The organism is Shewanella sp. 10N.286.51.B2, from assembly GCF_041469265.1.
GTDB lineage: Bacteria > Pseudomonadota > Gammaproteobacteria > Enterobacterales > Shewanellaceae > Shewanella.
This window is the reverse complement of record NZ_JBFRKH010000039.1, coordinates 83,457-98,614: the sequence shown is the minus strand read 5'-3', so window position 1 is coordinate 98,614 and position 15,158 is coordinate 83,457. Positions and strand designations below refer to the sequence as shown.

Genomic DNA, 15,158 nt, shown 5'->3' with positions numbered 1-15,158 from the left:
TTGATTGTTATCGAAAAAGCGCCTTAATGGCGCTTTTTTATGGCTGTTTATATCCTAGTTTGCATCACTATATTGCGCTGTTATGAGTCAAAAGGGTTTTATATGTTGCCTATATTTGAATTAGGGTCAAAATTTGAACCGCAAATATTGGAAAGTTATGAGTTTACGGAAGCGCCCCATGAAAAAGTAAAAGGGGCTGTCGTATATACTCTGGAAGTTGGCACAGGCGATACATTGCTAACTGTCTATGAAGGTTTGCTTCACGAAGTGATTTATCAAAATCCGAGTTGGTTCCCGTGGACAAGAAAAAGAAAGTTGCGACACCTTTTTAATTCTTATTCAAGTAATTTGTCATGGGTAGAGTTTATGGATAATGGCTTCGGTAAAGTTTTTGATCGAGAAGACAAAGAGCTTTACGCACTTACTAGTCGTGCAATGGACTACACAACTTTTGGTACTGCATTTTGGCATACAAAAAAGCATTAAAAACTCATAACCAGTGCATCTTGTCGGACTTGGGCAAACTGTCACCTTTTTCGCGCTGCGCGGCAAAAAAAGGTGACAGTTCACCCAAGCCGCAAATGCAGGCGATAAATACAGTGTTAGCAGCCAATATAGGAAAGTTTTACGCTATTTTTTCAGTCCTTGATAAAGAGTATCAATCCATTTTTCTTCGGATATGAAATTCCAGCTCCAATTTTTCCATTTCTTATGCATTCCTTTCGCTTGAATATTGGCTAACGAGTGGCCTTCTTGGATATTCTTGTTCATCCAATTAATGGAATGATCCAGCATATGCTTAAATTTCATGAGATCATCTTTATTAGCAAGTGCACCATGACCTGGGATCACTTGTGTGTCATTATCCATTGATGCGAGTAATTTAGCGACATTGTCACGATAGCCAAGTACAGATCCGCCGCCCTTTAAATCAATATATGGAAAACGGTCTTTAAAAAACAAATCCCCCATGTGCACAATGTTGGCATTTTTCCACATCACAACACTATCCCCGTCAGTATGGCCAGGCCCGAGGTGCTTCACCACCAAAGTATCCTTGTTAAAATGAATTGATATATCAGTCGCGTAGGTGACAACAGGTAGCGCAGATTTTGGCGTATCTTTATCGGCGCTGAGCCGAGTTAGTACATTGTCATGGGCAAAAATAATCGCTTGCTCACCAAAGTGGGCATTACCCCCAGTATGATCCCCATGATAGTGGGTATTGATGACATACTTGGGGCTGCCGGGCTGGATTTTATTTAATGATTGGCTAATTTTGTTCGCCAGCGGCGCAAATTGATCATCGATTATCAATATGCCATCACTGCCGGCTGACACGCCAATATTACCGCCAGATCCCACAAACATATAAGCAGTGTCACTGAGTTGTGTTGAGCTAATTTGTACATCTTTGAAGCGGTCATCATCAGCCACAGCGCTAGATGTTATTAGTGATAATGCCAGTAAACTTGTTTTAATTTTATGCTTCATTTGTCGTCCTTTAATGTAAAGCGCCTCATTAATCGCTTAATGTTGCGCTTGCTTGCATCCTGATTACACTGTCCAAGGTAGCAGCTTTTTGGCTCGTTTGTCAGCAGAAGCTAATTTTATCGATGACTGATAACGTATGCGATAAAGCGCCTGATAACAAAGCGGCACCAAGTACAAACTGGTAACAGTTGAGAACGACAGTCCGCCAATAATGGCGATTGCCATTGGCGAATAAGGTGGTCCTCCGCCGCCAATTTGAGTGTCGCCCATTGCTAAAGGCACTAAGCCTAACACTGTGGTAGCAACCGTCATCAATACAGGGCGTAAACGGGTAATACAGATGGCTAAGATAGATTCAGATAAATCGGTTAATTTAGGCGTTTTTTGATTTATTTGGTCAACCAAAACAATGCCATTGTTTACTACGATACCCATTAAGATAAGGATCCCTATCATTGCCATTACCGACATAGGTGTTGCTGAAACCCACAGTGCCCAAAATACCCCAGTGATAGAGAACAAGATTGAACTGATAATGGCGGTTGGTAATAACAGTGATTCAAATAAGGCAGCCATCACAATATAAATCATGATTAATGCCAAAATCATATTTACTGCCATGACGGATTGCTCTTCATCTTGACGCTCAAACCCGCCACGTAGCGAGTAGTCATATCCATAAGGGAAGTTGACATTGGCCATTACCTTTTCAATCTGCTCTTGGGCTTCTTCAGTGGTAATGTCATTCACGTTTGCGCCAATCGACAGCGCAGTTTGGCGATTAAAGTGGCGTATGGTATCAAAGCGGGGCTGTATCTTAATATTGGCGAGATTATCTAAGCTATATAGGCGCTCACCTTTACGAATGATCGGTAATTGTTTTAGCTGCTCTAATGATCGCTGCCAGCTTTTATCATAGGCGAGCTCAATGCGTAATTCGCCATTAGGATCATGCCTATAAGAACGAAGCGGTGCACCGCGTAGCGCCATGGAAATGTGAGAGGCGATTTCGTTAAGTTTTAAATCTAATCTTGCCGCCATTTCACGATCGATTGTAATCACCACTTCTTGCTGAGCAGAACTGACTTCAGAGCGCACATCTTCAAGCCCTTCAATGGCGCTAAGCAGAGGTACGACTTGTTCACTTAAGCGAATTAACTCTGAGGTCGAGCGACCGGTTAAGGTGACTCTTAAGCCTGAGTTTTCATTGCCCCAACCAAATTGTGGCTTGGCTGCGGCATATTTAGGGAAACCTTCACGTATGGTTTCTTTCAATTCAGACATTGGCGTTTCAATATCTTTTTGCAGTAGTAGCGTGGTTTGAATATTGTCTGCTGAGTAATAACTGTAAACAGAATCAATCATAAAGGCCTCTTTATTGGCATAAAGATAATCTTCCATTTGATTGATCATCGCTTCAGTGACTTTTAAATTGTGGCGACCTTCTAATTGATAATTAATGTAGAGGCGATCTTTGCCTTCGCCTTCTGATTGATCTTGTTTTACTAAACTTAAGGGTAATGCGGTAGAGACTAAAATGACCACTGCAATAACCCCTGATAGCTTTGAGTGAGCCAGTACCCAGGTTAGGCTGCGTTGATAAAGCTGCTGTAACTTAGAGACTTTAGCTTCGGTCTCAATATGAAAATCAAACTTAGTAAGCATTAATGGGATTAAGGTTTTAGCAACCAGTAATGATGCCGCTAACGAAATGCAAATCGCAATGGCCACATGCTCAAGGAAAATCGTTAGCTCGACCTTAACCCCGACAATGTTAGGTAAAAACACGATAGCTGTGGTTAATGTGCCCGCCAAGACGGCTAGGGCGACTTTCTCTACCCCAGTAAGTACCGCTTTTTCATTGGCCGCTGTTGTTATTTCAGTTGCAGCGCCATCATCTGATAACGCAATTTTTTGCTTTTGTTGTAACACGCTTTCGGTCACCACCACGGCGTTATCAATTAACATGCCTACAGCCAGTAATAATCCCATCATCGACAGAATATTTAAGCTGTAACCAAGAAAATACATCCCAGCTAATGTCATACAAAGGGAAATTGGCACCGATGACACGACCACTAACGTCATCTTTAAATTACGTAAAAATAAATACAATACCCCAAAAGAAAGCAGCGCACCCAGTAAGCCAGATAACAATAAATCCTGCAGTGATGACTTAACTCCATAAGCTTGATCTTCCATGACGAATAACTTGATGCCTTGAAATTGCTGATCTTGTTTCGTTTTTTCAATAACGGCTAACACTCGTTCAGATACATCGACTAAATTTGAGCCTGATTCTTTAAACACATCTAAACCAACAGCGTATTTTTGGTCTAAATGACGCCCTTCAAAGGCTTCAGGGAGGGTAAATTTGACTGAGGCAATATCACCAACAGAAGTGGTGCTATTAAGCTTTACTGCCTTGATATCTTCAAGTGATAAAAACTCTCCCTTGGGCGATACCTGAAACACCTGATTATTATTTCTAAGTGTGCCAGCACTAATGACAAAGTTTTCTTGTTGTAAACGTTGCTGCAACTGAGCTGGATTAATGCCAGATGCAGCAAGTTTGTCGGCATCTAGTCTTATTTCAATTTGCTTTTGATCAACCCCATACAAGGTGACTTTTGAGACCCCTTCAATACGCTCAAGCGGCTTGCGAAGTTGTTTGTCTAACAGATCAAAAGCATTTGATAACTCACGTTCACTGGAGATTCGAATCGTTAACACGGGCATATCAGCGGTAGAAAATTGCTGAATGAAAACCCGTTCCACATCTTTAGGCAGCAGGTGTCTTACCGAATCAATTTTTTCCCGTGCTTCTAAGCTTTTTGTGGCGACATCTTCGCCCCATTTCATATTTAGCTGAATGTTAGCACCATCTTGAGAAGAGTTTGAGCGGACCTCTTCAATACCACTCATGGTGGCTAGCGACTCTTCTAATACGCGGGTTATCTCTCGTTCCACTTCTGCAGGGGTAGAGCCTTTATAGGGCACGTTAACCTGAATTTGCGGAATATCAATGCCGGGAAACATTTCTAATGGCAATAATCGACTAGAGGCTAAACCAAATAGTAAGATGGCCAAAAAGAACATACTGGTGGTGACAGGCCTTTTAATGGCTAGTTTTGTTAGGTTCATGATTGAGTCTCCAAATCTAAAGACTCAGTGCTTTTGGTTTGATTAATTGCGGTTTGTTGATAGTTTTTTTTATCAAATAAACCGTATAGGGCAGGAATAACCAATAAGGTCAGCATGGTAGATAAGCCAAGACCAAAGATCACCGTTATTGCCATCGGCGCACGGATTTCACTACCATCACCGACACCTATTGCCATTGGCAACAAGCCTAAGGTGGTGGTCATGGTGGTCATCATTATTGGGCGTAATCGAGATTTAGCTGCAGTGCTTATAGCGACTTCTTTATCATGACCTTCTTTACGCAGTTGGTTAATTCTATCAACCAATACAATGGCATTATTGACCACAATACCTGCCAGCATAATTAAGCCGATAAACACGACTACGCTGATATGGGTACCAGTAATAAACAAGCCAATAATACTGCCGCCAACGGCCATAGGCACAGCAAACAGAATAAGTAATGGATGTAATAAGGATTCAAACTGACTCGCCATCACCAAGTAGACTAAAAATACCGCTAATACCAAGGCGATTTTTAAAGACTTAAATGAATGTTCCATTTCTTCATTTTGGCCGCCAAAGCGCGCTTGGATAGAAGAGGGGAGCTGTTGCTGATTTAAAATTTGCTGCGCTTCTTTTACAGCTTCACTTAAATCACCATAACTTAAGTTAGCTGACACTATCGCAACCCGTTGTTGGCTGACACGATTAATGGCAGAGGGGCCCACTTGCAGAGACACATCAGCAACTGCGCTTAATGGGATTGGGTGCTTACTGTTTGGATTAATAATTAATGAGTTAATATCTGAGATATTATTTCGCTCGTCCAATTCACTGCGCACCAAAATATCTACTTTACGATCACGAACCGTATATTGGCTGGCAATGGTACCGCCAACACGTTGAGCAATACGATTAGCAACGGTGGGCGCTTCTAAATTTAATGACGCAAGCCGGGCATGATCAAATCTAATACTGATCTCAGGTTGACCATCACGAAGTGAGGTATTGATATCACTAAAGCGGGCTGACTCTGATAAAGCAGATACCAACTGTTCGCCACTGTGCTTTAGTTGCTGTAAGTCATAACCTGATAACTCGATCTCTAATGGGGTTTTAAAACTAAATAGCTCAGGGTGATCAATAGTGGCATCAAGGGCTGGAATACGCCTTGCTGTGGCCCTTAAGTCATTGGCTACAGCATTAAACTCTTGAGGATCTGCCAGTACTACCTGTAACCGCCCCCAGTTTTCGCCGCCTCGGGCGGTATCAGATGTCATTAAGCCGCCACTGCCTGCTTGGCTAAAGGTGTGTTTTACTTCTTCTCGACCACTAATGGAGTAAGCTAGTTGCTCTAATACAGCATCAGTTTTTTGTACCGCGGTTCCAGGTGGCAGTAAGATCTCAACATAGAATTCACCTTGATTCATTGGTGGAATTAGCTCTACACCCAGTCTTGGGAATAAGCTGCCAGCACCAACAGTTAGCATGATTGCGATAATGACAGTCAAAGCTTTATGCGTCATCGCATGAGCTAATACCCGGTGATAAATGCTTTCAACAAAACGGTAGCCAAAGTTAAATGCAGCACTTAATGGACGCATCACTAATGACAATGCCCAAGAAATGAATCGAGCTGAAATGATAATGAGGTTTAATAGTGCATTAGGTAGATAGCTGAGTAATAGCTTAAATGGGAAACCAAACACGAATTTAAGATAATGCACAGCTTTAGCTTTTTTAGTGGTTGGCAGGGCTTTTACTTCCGGCTCATTTTCGATGGGTAATTGTTTAAAACCCTGTCTTGATGCCAGCATTGGTATTGCCGTTAGTGCAACAAATAAAGACGCTAATAAAGCAAAAGTTACCGTTAATGCTTGATCTGAAAATAATGCCCCTGCGATACCATCAACAAAAACTAAGGGGACAAATACCGCTAAGGTGGTTAAGGTTGAGGCAAAGATTGCCCCTGCCACTTCTTTACTGCCTTTAAGCGCTGCAGCAACTTTTTTAAGCCCTTGCGCTTTATAGCGGTCAATATTTTCCAGCACCACAATGGCATTATCAACCAATAAGCCTATGGCCAGTGCAATACCGCCTAAAGACATAATATTGAGACTGATATTGGCAAAGTACATCATGTTAAAAGTAGCAATAACTGAAAATGGAATGGAAATAGAAATAATTAAGGTAGCAATAATGTCACGTAAAAATAAGTAGATAACTAACATAGCAAGCAAGCTGCCAAACAGCGCGGCGGCGGTTACTTCACTGACTGCACTTTGGATAAACTCAGATTGGTCATAAATAACCTTTAACTGATTATCTGCAGCTTCACTGTTAATCTCATCAAGCTCAGCACTGAGCCTTTTGGCGACCGATACGGTATTGGCATCACCTTCTTTATATATTGCCAGTTCAATAGACTCTACCTGTCCAATACGAGTGATATCACTGCGCTCTTTATAACCGTCAACAATATCGGCAACTTCAGCAAGTCGAATTAAGGTTTGACCATCACGATAGACAATGACATTTCTTAACTCATCTAGGTTATTAAATTGGTTTAGGGTGCGAACTAAATACTCTTTGTCACCTTGGATCACTTTACCCGCAGATAAATTGATGTTTTCTTCATTAATACGGCGCTTAATATCGTCTGCATTAAGGTTTAGTTGCTGCAGCTTTTGTTGATTTAGCAGGATATGAACTTCTTGCTCTAAGCCGCCAGATAATCTCACTGCGGCGACACCAGATAGTGCTTCTAGGCGTCTTTTTAGTTCTTCTTCTGCAAAAGTACGCATACTTTTGAGCTGTGTTTCACTGGCATCAGGTACTGACAGCGCCACACGCATAATTGGATCTAAGTTTGGATTAAAACGCAGCAATAATGGTTTATTGATATCCAGTGGCAGTTCGATGGTATCAATTTTTTCACGCACTTCTAAACTGGCCATATCCATGTTGGTGCCCCATTCAAACTCAAGCACCACATCTGATAAACCTGAGCGTGAAATAGAGCTAATTTTACGCAGCCCTTTAACCACACCGACGGCTTCTTCAATGGGCTTTGAGATTAACTGTTCAACTTCAACAGGTGCAGCGCCATCATAGGCGGTTCTTACTGTGACGCTTGGGTAACTAAGATCGGGTAACAGTTTTACCGCAAGGCGGGTAAATCCGACCATACCAAATAGCATGATTGCCAGCATAAACATCCACACTGACACAGGACGTTTTACCGAAGTATTAATTATCGACATAGTAGGCGCATCCTTGTCTATTTGCTGGCTAGGCTGTTTTTGGCGTAAGAAAGCGGACTGATGATTTCAACTAACGACAGGTCTTTAAGGTTTTGCTGACCACGAATGACGATTTGTTCACCAGATTGCACACCAGATAGAATTTCAACTTTATCATTTTCGCGATAACCGAGAATCACTTCACGACGGTTAGCGGTGTTATCTTTAATGACATACAGTGCTTGGGTGTCATCTTGGTTAATAATGGCGTTAAAAGGCACAGTAACAACATCATTGTGGGTATCATATTTAAGCTCAACACGCGTGAACATGCCGGCTTTTAATGTTGCGTCTTTATTGTTGATGGCGATAGTTACTTTGAATGTACCGCTTTGGGCATCAACAATTGGGCTAATTCGTAATACATTAGCGATAATATCTTGTTCTGTTGAGCCCTTGTTATTAGCGTATTGATTACTAATGCGCGCTTCTTGTCCTAAACGTAAGCTATTAAGTTGTTGCTCTGGTAAATGTACAATTCCGTGTAGTTCATCTTGATTGACAATATAAAACAACTCTTCAAACTCTTTGGCCATATTGCCTTTTTTCACATGCCTGGTGGCGACAATGCCATCGATAGGTGAAACAATGCGGCTTTCAATCACGTATAGTTCTGCGAGATCTCGCTGAGCCATTGCGGCTTGTAAGTTAAACTCCAGCTTTGCCATCACATCTTGACTTACAAATTCTTTGTTTTTCATCTGTTTTAAGCGGTTTAATTCTTGCTCAATAATCTGAACTTCAGCAAGCGCACGCTGATAATCAAATTGTTGGCGTTTGGCATCAATGGTCGCCAGTGCTTGGCCCTTTGTAACTCTATCGCCTTCTTCAACGTTTATTGAAGTAATTAAGCCTGCAATTCGGGTGACAACATGGGCTTCCTCGGGCGCTTCTAGCGTCGCGGTGGTGCTATAAAATGAAGACACATTTCCTTGAGTCACTTGTGATACCTCAACAGGTACCGCGTATTTTTCTTCTTCTGCAGCTGTTTCTTGTTCACCATTACAGCCACTAAGCATGATTGAAAATGCCGTAATACAAAAAACGGATGAGGTGAATTTTTTAATGTTGTTGAACCTTTCCATGGGATACCTGCCAATTAACTAAGTGTTATAAGTGACGTGACATGCCACAGAGTCTGAAACCAAAGCATGCAAACGTCACGTTATAACATGTAATAAATGTTGAATTTATGTTTACATAGCACGTAATGTGCCAAAATAAATTATTGTTATTTTTCAGTGCTTTAATTGGGTGGCGGTATTTTAGGAACTTAAATGTTAACAAGGGGTAGTGGGAATGCTCAACAAATGGTGAAATTGCTTACTAAGATTTGAGTTAAGGGTTCTGATTTTTGTTGATTAGGATTGTGGGTAAATGGCCATTGAATTAATTTGGCTTTAACAAGAAAATTATTAATAATACAAATAAAATGAACGTGAAAATATTTCAAGGTGTAAAAGCGTATAAAGAAGACCAAATTCTGGGTAAAAAGGAAACCAAATTGTAAGTTTTAATATCTCTAATGGCCATTTTTTAGAACAAAAAGATTTTCTTTATAGCGATATAATTTAAAAAGCAGCTTTTTATATCAGATTTAATTGATATTTTTACTCAATTTATTGTTTATTAGGGCCTAACGTGAATGAAAATGACTATTTTATGAATGTTTTTGGATGATTTACAGTATTTTTCTAGCTTAATCTTTAACTTCAAATGAATTAAAATCGGCAATATTTCTAATAGGCAGTTGTATTGCCTAGCACAAATCTGATGCAACTCCTTCTATAAACACAAATGTAATTGGGTTAATTAGGCCGATTTATGGCGTACTTTTGACATATTTTAAAGCTTATTTAATTCTAATTTGTAATACAAAACCAAGCGCTAAAGTGCCGGCGACCCTTTAATTTCGACTAAAATTAACCTGTGGCGGCTATTAGGATTTAGTAAATAATGAAGCGGACCTAGATAATGTGGCTTATGACCAATCTATGGTGAATGAGCTTTAAACGGGGATAAATGTGTTTGGCAGTTTTATTCATACTTGGCTGCTATGGTAACCAAAGTTAGCAGCAAGGGATTTTTGTGTTCATTGAGCGAGGCTGTCAACGCTAACAAAACAGCTTCTCTAGGCATTAAAAAAGCGCCTAAATAGGCGCTTTTTTCACAAACGATTAAGTTATCGTTTATCTATGCTGACAAAGTCACGCTCGTCTGAGCCAGTGTATAACTGACGTGGACGACTGATTTTGTGACCTGGTTGGTCAAGCATTTCTTTCCAATGTGCAATCCAACCAACAGTACGAGAAAGTGCAAATAACACTGTAAACATACTAGTAGGGATACCGATTGCTTTCATGATGATCCCTGAGTAGAAATCAACATTTGGATAAAGCTTTTTAGATACGAAATAATCGTCTTCTAAAGCAATGCGTTCAAGTTCCATCGCTACATCTAGCAAAGGATCGTTCACATTTAGCTCAGCTAACACTTCATGACATGTTTCACGCATCACTTTAGCGCGAGGGTCGAAGTTTTTGTAAACGCGATGACCAAAGCCCATTAAGCGGAATGGATCAGCTTTGTCTTTCGCACGAGCAATAAACTCAGGGATGCGATCAACACTGCCAATTTCTTCAAGCATATTTAGACAAGCTTCGTTAGCACCACCATGAGCAGGACCCCATAGTGAAGCAATACCCGCTGCGATACATGCAAATGGGTTAGCACCAGATGAACCCGCTAAACGAACCGTAGAGGTAGAAGCGTTTTGTTCATGATCAGCGTGTAATACAAAGATTCTGTCCATTGCTTTTTCAACAACTGGATTGACTTGGTATTGTTCACACGGAACAGCGAACATCATGCTAAGGAAATTACCTGCATAACTTAGGTCGTTGCGTGGGTAAACAAAAGGTTGACCGATTGAATACTTGTAGCACATTGCTGCAATGGTTGGCATCTTAGAAACAAGGCGGAAAGCCGCAATTTCACGATGTTTTTCATCATTGACATCAAGAGAATCTTGGTAAAACGCAGATAATGCACCCGTAACACCACATAGCATAGCCATTGGATGTGCATCACGACGGAAACCTCTGAAAAACGAAGCTAATTGCTCGTTCACCATGGTGTGATTCTTAACCATAGCCACAAACTCTTCGTATTGAGTTTTGCTTGGTAATTCACCATAAAGCAGTAAGTAACAAACGTCTAAATAGTTAGATTCAGTAGCTAGTTCATAAATTGGATAGCCACGGTGTGTAAGTACACCTTTTTCGCCATCAATGTATGTAATTGCAGACTCGCAAGATGCGGTCGCTAAAAAACCTGGATCGAAGGTGAAATGACCTGTCTTTCCAAGTTTACTGATATCGATTACATCAAACCCAGCAGTTCCCTGCTTGATAGGTAATTCGATCGAATCTGTCCCCGGTAACTCTAATTTGGCTATATTGTCAGCCATACCCCGTTCTCCTTACTTCATTCTTTTCTGTGAGTGCGGCATGTTAAGCGGACATTACTTTACAGTGAATTAGTGTCACATTTCAATTTAAATAAGCGTTTAAATTTATTAGACCATGGTATAAAGCTTGCTAGACGCCTTGTTAGCAATGGTTTTTTTGCAAAAAAAACATCAAAAAACAAATTTTACATAGTGTGATGTTTGTATTTGACAATTGCCTTGAGTATACTTGCCTGCGTCCTGAAGGGCGACAAACATCACATTTTTGAAAACATTTTTACGTTGTCTAAATTAGTGAATTCTCAAATGGTTAAGTGTTTGATAGTAGTCTGTTAAGTTTCAACATTTTGTTTACATTTGTAGTTTGGTGTAACAAATAGAAGCAAAGCAAGATGAATAATAAAAATAATGCTCAATGGAGCTGAGTGAGCAGAACGTGAAAAAGCAAAGACCTGTCCATATAGACCTACAGACCATTCGCTTTCCTGCAACAGCGATTGCGTCAATTCTTCACCGTATTTCCGGTGTTATCATGCTGTTTGCTGTCGGTATTCTTATTTGGATGCTAAATGAATCTTTAGCATCGCCTGAGAGTTTCGCTGGCTTACAATCTCTTTTTGATAACCTGCTAGTTAAGTTTGTTATTTGGGGAATTCTAACCGCGTTGGGTTATCACTTAATCGTTGGCGTACGTCATCTGATTATGGATACCGGTCGTTGGGAAGAGCTTGCCTCTGGCTTAGCGTCAGCAAAAATCGCCTTTGTGTTATCAGCGGCGTTTTCTATCATCGTGGGGATTTGGGTATGGTAACAAATGCAGCAAGCCTTGGACGCAGTGGTGTTCATGATTTTATTTTAATTCGTGCTAGTGCCGTAATTTTAGCCTGTTATACCATTTTTATGGTGGGTTTTATTGCGTGTAGCGCTCCATTGACATACGAAATTTGGCAGGGGTTATTCAGTACCTTACCAATGAAAGTATTCACTTTATTAGCGCTTGTTGCTGTACTTATCCATTCATGGATTGGTATTTGGCAAGTGTTAACTGATTACGTTAAAAACGTATCAGTGCGTGGATTACTTCAGTTCGTTTTTGTCGTAGCAGCTTTTTGTTATCTAGCTGCAGGCATATTAATTGTGTGGGGTGTATAAGTGAGTATTCCAGTTCGCGAATTTGACGCAGTAGTGATTGGCGCTGGTGGCGCTGGCATGCGAGCGGCATTACAAATTTCTAAAGAAGGTAAGAGCTGTGCGCTTTTATCTAAAGTTTTCCCAACCCGTTCTCATACAGTATCTGCGCAAGGTGGTATTACCGTTGCGTTGGGTAATGCTCATGAAGATCACTGGGAACAGCACATGTACGATACCGTGAAAGGTTCTGATTTTATCGGTGACCAAGAAGCAATCGAGTTCATGTGTAAGACAGGTCCAGAGGCGGTTATTGAACTTGAGCAAATGGGTTTGCCATTCTCACGTTTTGAAAACGGTACTATTTACCAGCGTCCGTTTGGTGGCCAATCAAAAAACTTTGGTGGCGAGCAAGCGGCACGTACTGCAGCTGCAGCTGACCGTACAGGTCATGCATTACTTCATTGTCTTTATCAGCAAAATGTTAAACACAAAACTGAAGTATTTTCTGAGTGGTATGCACTCGATTTAGTGAAAAACGATGACGGTGCAATAGTTGGTTGTACGGCTATTGAAATTGAAACTGGCGAGATTGTTTACTTCAAAGCGAAGGCAACCATTTTAGCAACCGGTGGTGCAGGGCGTATTTATGCTTCAACCACCAATGCACATATTAATACTGGTGACGGTGTTGGTATGGCAATGCGCGCTGGCGTTCAAATGCAAGACATGGAAATGTGGCAGTTCCACCCAACGGGTATTGCTGGCGCAGGTGTGCTTGTAACTGAAGGTTGTCGTGGTGAAGGTGGTTATCTTTTAAATAAAGATGGCGAGCGTTTCATGGAACGTTATGCACCAAATGCAAAAGATTTAGCATCACGTGATGTTGTTGCTCGCTCGATGATGACAGAAATTCGTGAAGGCCGTGGATTAGATGGTCCATTAGGGCCGCATTGTTTACTTAAGCTTGATCACTTAGGTAAAGAAACATTAGAAGCTCGTCTTCCTGGTGTTTGTGAACTTTCTCGTACTTTTGCGCATATTGATCCAGCAGATGGCCCAATTCCTGTATTGCCAACATGTCATTACATGATGGGTGGTCTACCCGCTAAAGTGAGTGGTCAAGTTGTTCGTCAAAATGCTGATGGCACTGAACAAGATATCGTGGGTTTATTCGCTGTAGGTGAAATTGCTTGTGTATCAGTACACGGTGCAAACCGCCTTGGTGGTAACTCATTACTGGATTTAGTGGTATTTGGACGTGCTGCTGGTCAGCATTTAGGTAAAGCACTCGATGCGACTGCGGATCCAAAAGCGCCATCTGAAGAGCAAATTTCAGCATCACTTGAGCGTCTTAATCGCTGGGAAAGCAATAAAGACGGTGAAGATCCTGCTGTTATTCGTAAAGACTTACAGTTATGTATGCAACTTAACTTCTCTGTATTTAGAAGTGGTGATGCAATGGCTGAAGGCCTTAAAGAGCTTAAAGCAATTCGCGATCGTTTAGCGAATGCTAAGTTATCTGATAACTCTTCAGAATTTAATACTCAACGTATTGAATGTTTAGAGCTTGATAACTTGATGGCGACAGCAATTGCGACAGCTTATGCTGCGAACTTCCGTACAGAAAGTCGTGGTGCGCATTCTCGTGAGGATTTCTTAGACCGTGATGATGATAATTGGTTATGTCATAGCGTCTTTGACCCCGTCACAGAAGAAATGACTAAGCGTGAAGTCAACATGGAGCCTAAGCTTCGTGCGGCATTCCCGCCTATCAAGCGTACCTACTAGGAGAAGCCCCGATGAAATTGGAATTTGCAGTTTATCGCTACAATCCTGATGTAGACACTAAACCATATATGCAGGATTACAGTTTAGATGTGGAAGAAGGTACCGATATGATGGTACTAGATGCACTGATGAAGCTGAAAGAGTTAGATCCTGCATTATCATTTAGACGCTCATGTCGTGAGGGTGTATGTGGTAGTGATGGTATGAACATGAATGGTAAAAACGGCCTTGCGTGTATTACGCCTGTTTCTACTTTTAAAGGTAAGAAAATTGAAATTCGCCCACTTCCTGGCATGCCAGTTGTGCGCGATTTAATTGTCGACCTGACTCAGTTCTACACTCAGTACGAAAAAATTAAACCGTTTCTTATCAATGATGAGAAAACACCGGCTCGTGAACATTTACAATCACCTGAAGAGCGTGCTCATTTAGACGGATTATATGAATGTATCATGTGTGCTTGTTGTTCTACTGCTTGTCCATCTTTCTGGTGGAACCCTGATAAATTTATCGGACCAAGTGGTTTACTGCATGCATATCGCTTCTTAATTGATAGCCGCGATACGGCAACTGAAGAGCGTTTAGATGGTTTAGACGATGCTTACAGTGTGTTCCGTTGTCACGGTATTATGAACTGTGTTGATGTGTGTCCTAAAGGACTAAACCCAACTAAAGCCATTGGCCACATTAAGTCAATGTTACTGAAGCGAGCAGTGTAAATGCGCAACATAGAGCTGGGATTTATTGTTATATAGCTCTATTGGGGAGTCATCTTCAACTATGGGGATGACTCTTTTGTGTGTGTTAGAAGACCTTTGTAATTAACT

General features: G+C 41.1%; 10 protein-coding genes. 5 read left to right on the top strand and 5 right to left on the bottom strand.

All coding sequences use genetic code 11. The annotated features are described in order from the left end of the window. Positions 1-39 precede the first annotated feature (39 nt). On the top strand, positions 40-486 hold the full coding sequence (locus AB4140_RS10860) for a hypothetical protein (RefSeq protein ID WP_372000911.1): 447 nt from the start codon (positions 40-42) through the stop codon (positions 484-486). A gap of 144 nt (positions 487-630) precedes the next feature. On the opposite strand, the gene AB4140_RS10855 is transcribed toward AB4140_RS10860, so the two are convergent. The 5 genes from AB4140_RS10855 to AB4140_RS10835 form a co-directional block, all read right to left on the bottom strand. Further along, a complete protein-coding gene (locus AB4140_RS10855) occupies positions 631-1,494 on the bottom strand; it encodes an MBL fold metallo-hydrolase (protein WP_076537435.1) in 864 nt (287 codons plus the stop codon). Positions 1,495-1,557: 63 nt separating this feature from the next. Continuing rightward, positions 1,558-4,638: an efflux RND transporter permease subunit gene (locus AB4140_RS10850; RefSeq protein WP_372000909.1), complete on the bottom strand. Its 3,081-nt coding sequence runs from the start codon at positions 4,636-4,638 to the stop codon at positions 1,558-1,560. After that, positions 4,635-7,904, bottom strand: a complete 3,270-nt coding sequence (locus AB4140_RS10845; protein WP_372000907.1) for an efflux RND transporter permease subunit — start codon at positions 7,902-7,904, stop codon at positions 4,635-4,637. The genes AB4140_RS10850 and AB4140_RS10845 overlap by 4 nt, the downstream gene beginning before the upstream one ends. A 17-nt stretch (positions 7,905-7,921) precedes the next feature. Then, complete coding sequence (locus tag AB4140_RS10840; RefSeq protein ID WP_372000921.1) at positions 7,922-9,010, bottom strand: efflux RND transporter periplasmic adaptor subunit; 1,089 nt, start codon at positions 9,008-9,010, stop codon at positions 7,922-7,924. 1,115 nt (positions 9,011-10,125) lie between these two features. Next, complete coding sequence (locus AB4140_RS10835) at positions 10,126-11,412, bottom strand: citrate synthase (RefSeq protein WP_102438309.1); 1,287 nt, start codon at positions 11,410-11,412, stop codon at positions 10,126-10,128. A gap of 415 nt (positions 11,413-11,827) precedes the next feature. Between AB4140_RS10835 and sdhC the strand changes: the two genes are divergently transcribed. From sdhC to AB4140_RS10815, 4 genes are read left to right on the top strand one after another with little or no spacing between them, the layout of a single operon-like run. After that, the gene (sdhC, locus tag AB4140_RS10830; RefSeq protein ID WP_102438307.1) at positions 11,828-12,223 is read left to right on the top strand and encodes a succinate dehydrogenase, cytochrome b556 subunit; all 396 of its coding nucleotides are present in this window, start codon (positions 11,828-11,830) and stop codon (positions 12,221-12,223) included. Continuing rightward, positions 12,217-12,564 carry a succinate dehydrogenase, hydrophobic membrane anchor protein gene (gene sdhD, locus AB4140_RS10825; protein ID WP_076537444.1) on the top strand — a complete coding sequence of 116 codons (348 nt, stop codon included), beginning with the start codon at positions 12,217-12,219 and terminating at the stop codon, positions 12,562-12,564. The genes sdhC and sdhD overlap by 7 nt, the downstream gene beginning before the upstream one ends. Beyond that, entirely contained in the window at positions 12,565-14,331 is a 1,767-nt protein-coding gene (sdhA, locus tag AB4140_RS10820) for a succinate dehydrogenase flavoprotein subunit (protein WP_076537446.1), read from the top strand. It begins immediately after the preceding gene. 11 nt (positions 14,332-14,342) lie between these two features. Continuing rightward, positions 14,343-15,050, top strand: a complete 708-nt coding sequence (locus AB4140_RS10815; protein WP_076537448.1) for a succinate dehydrogenase iron-sulfur subunit — start codon at positions 14,343-14,345, stop codon at positions 15,048-15,050. The last annotated feature ends 108 nt before the right edge of the window (positions 15,051-15,158 follow it).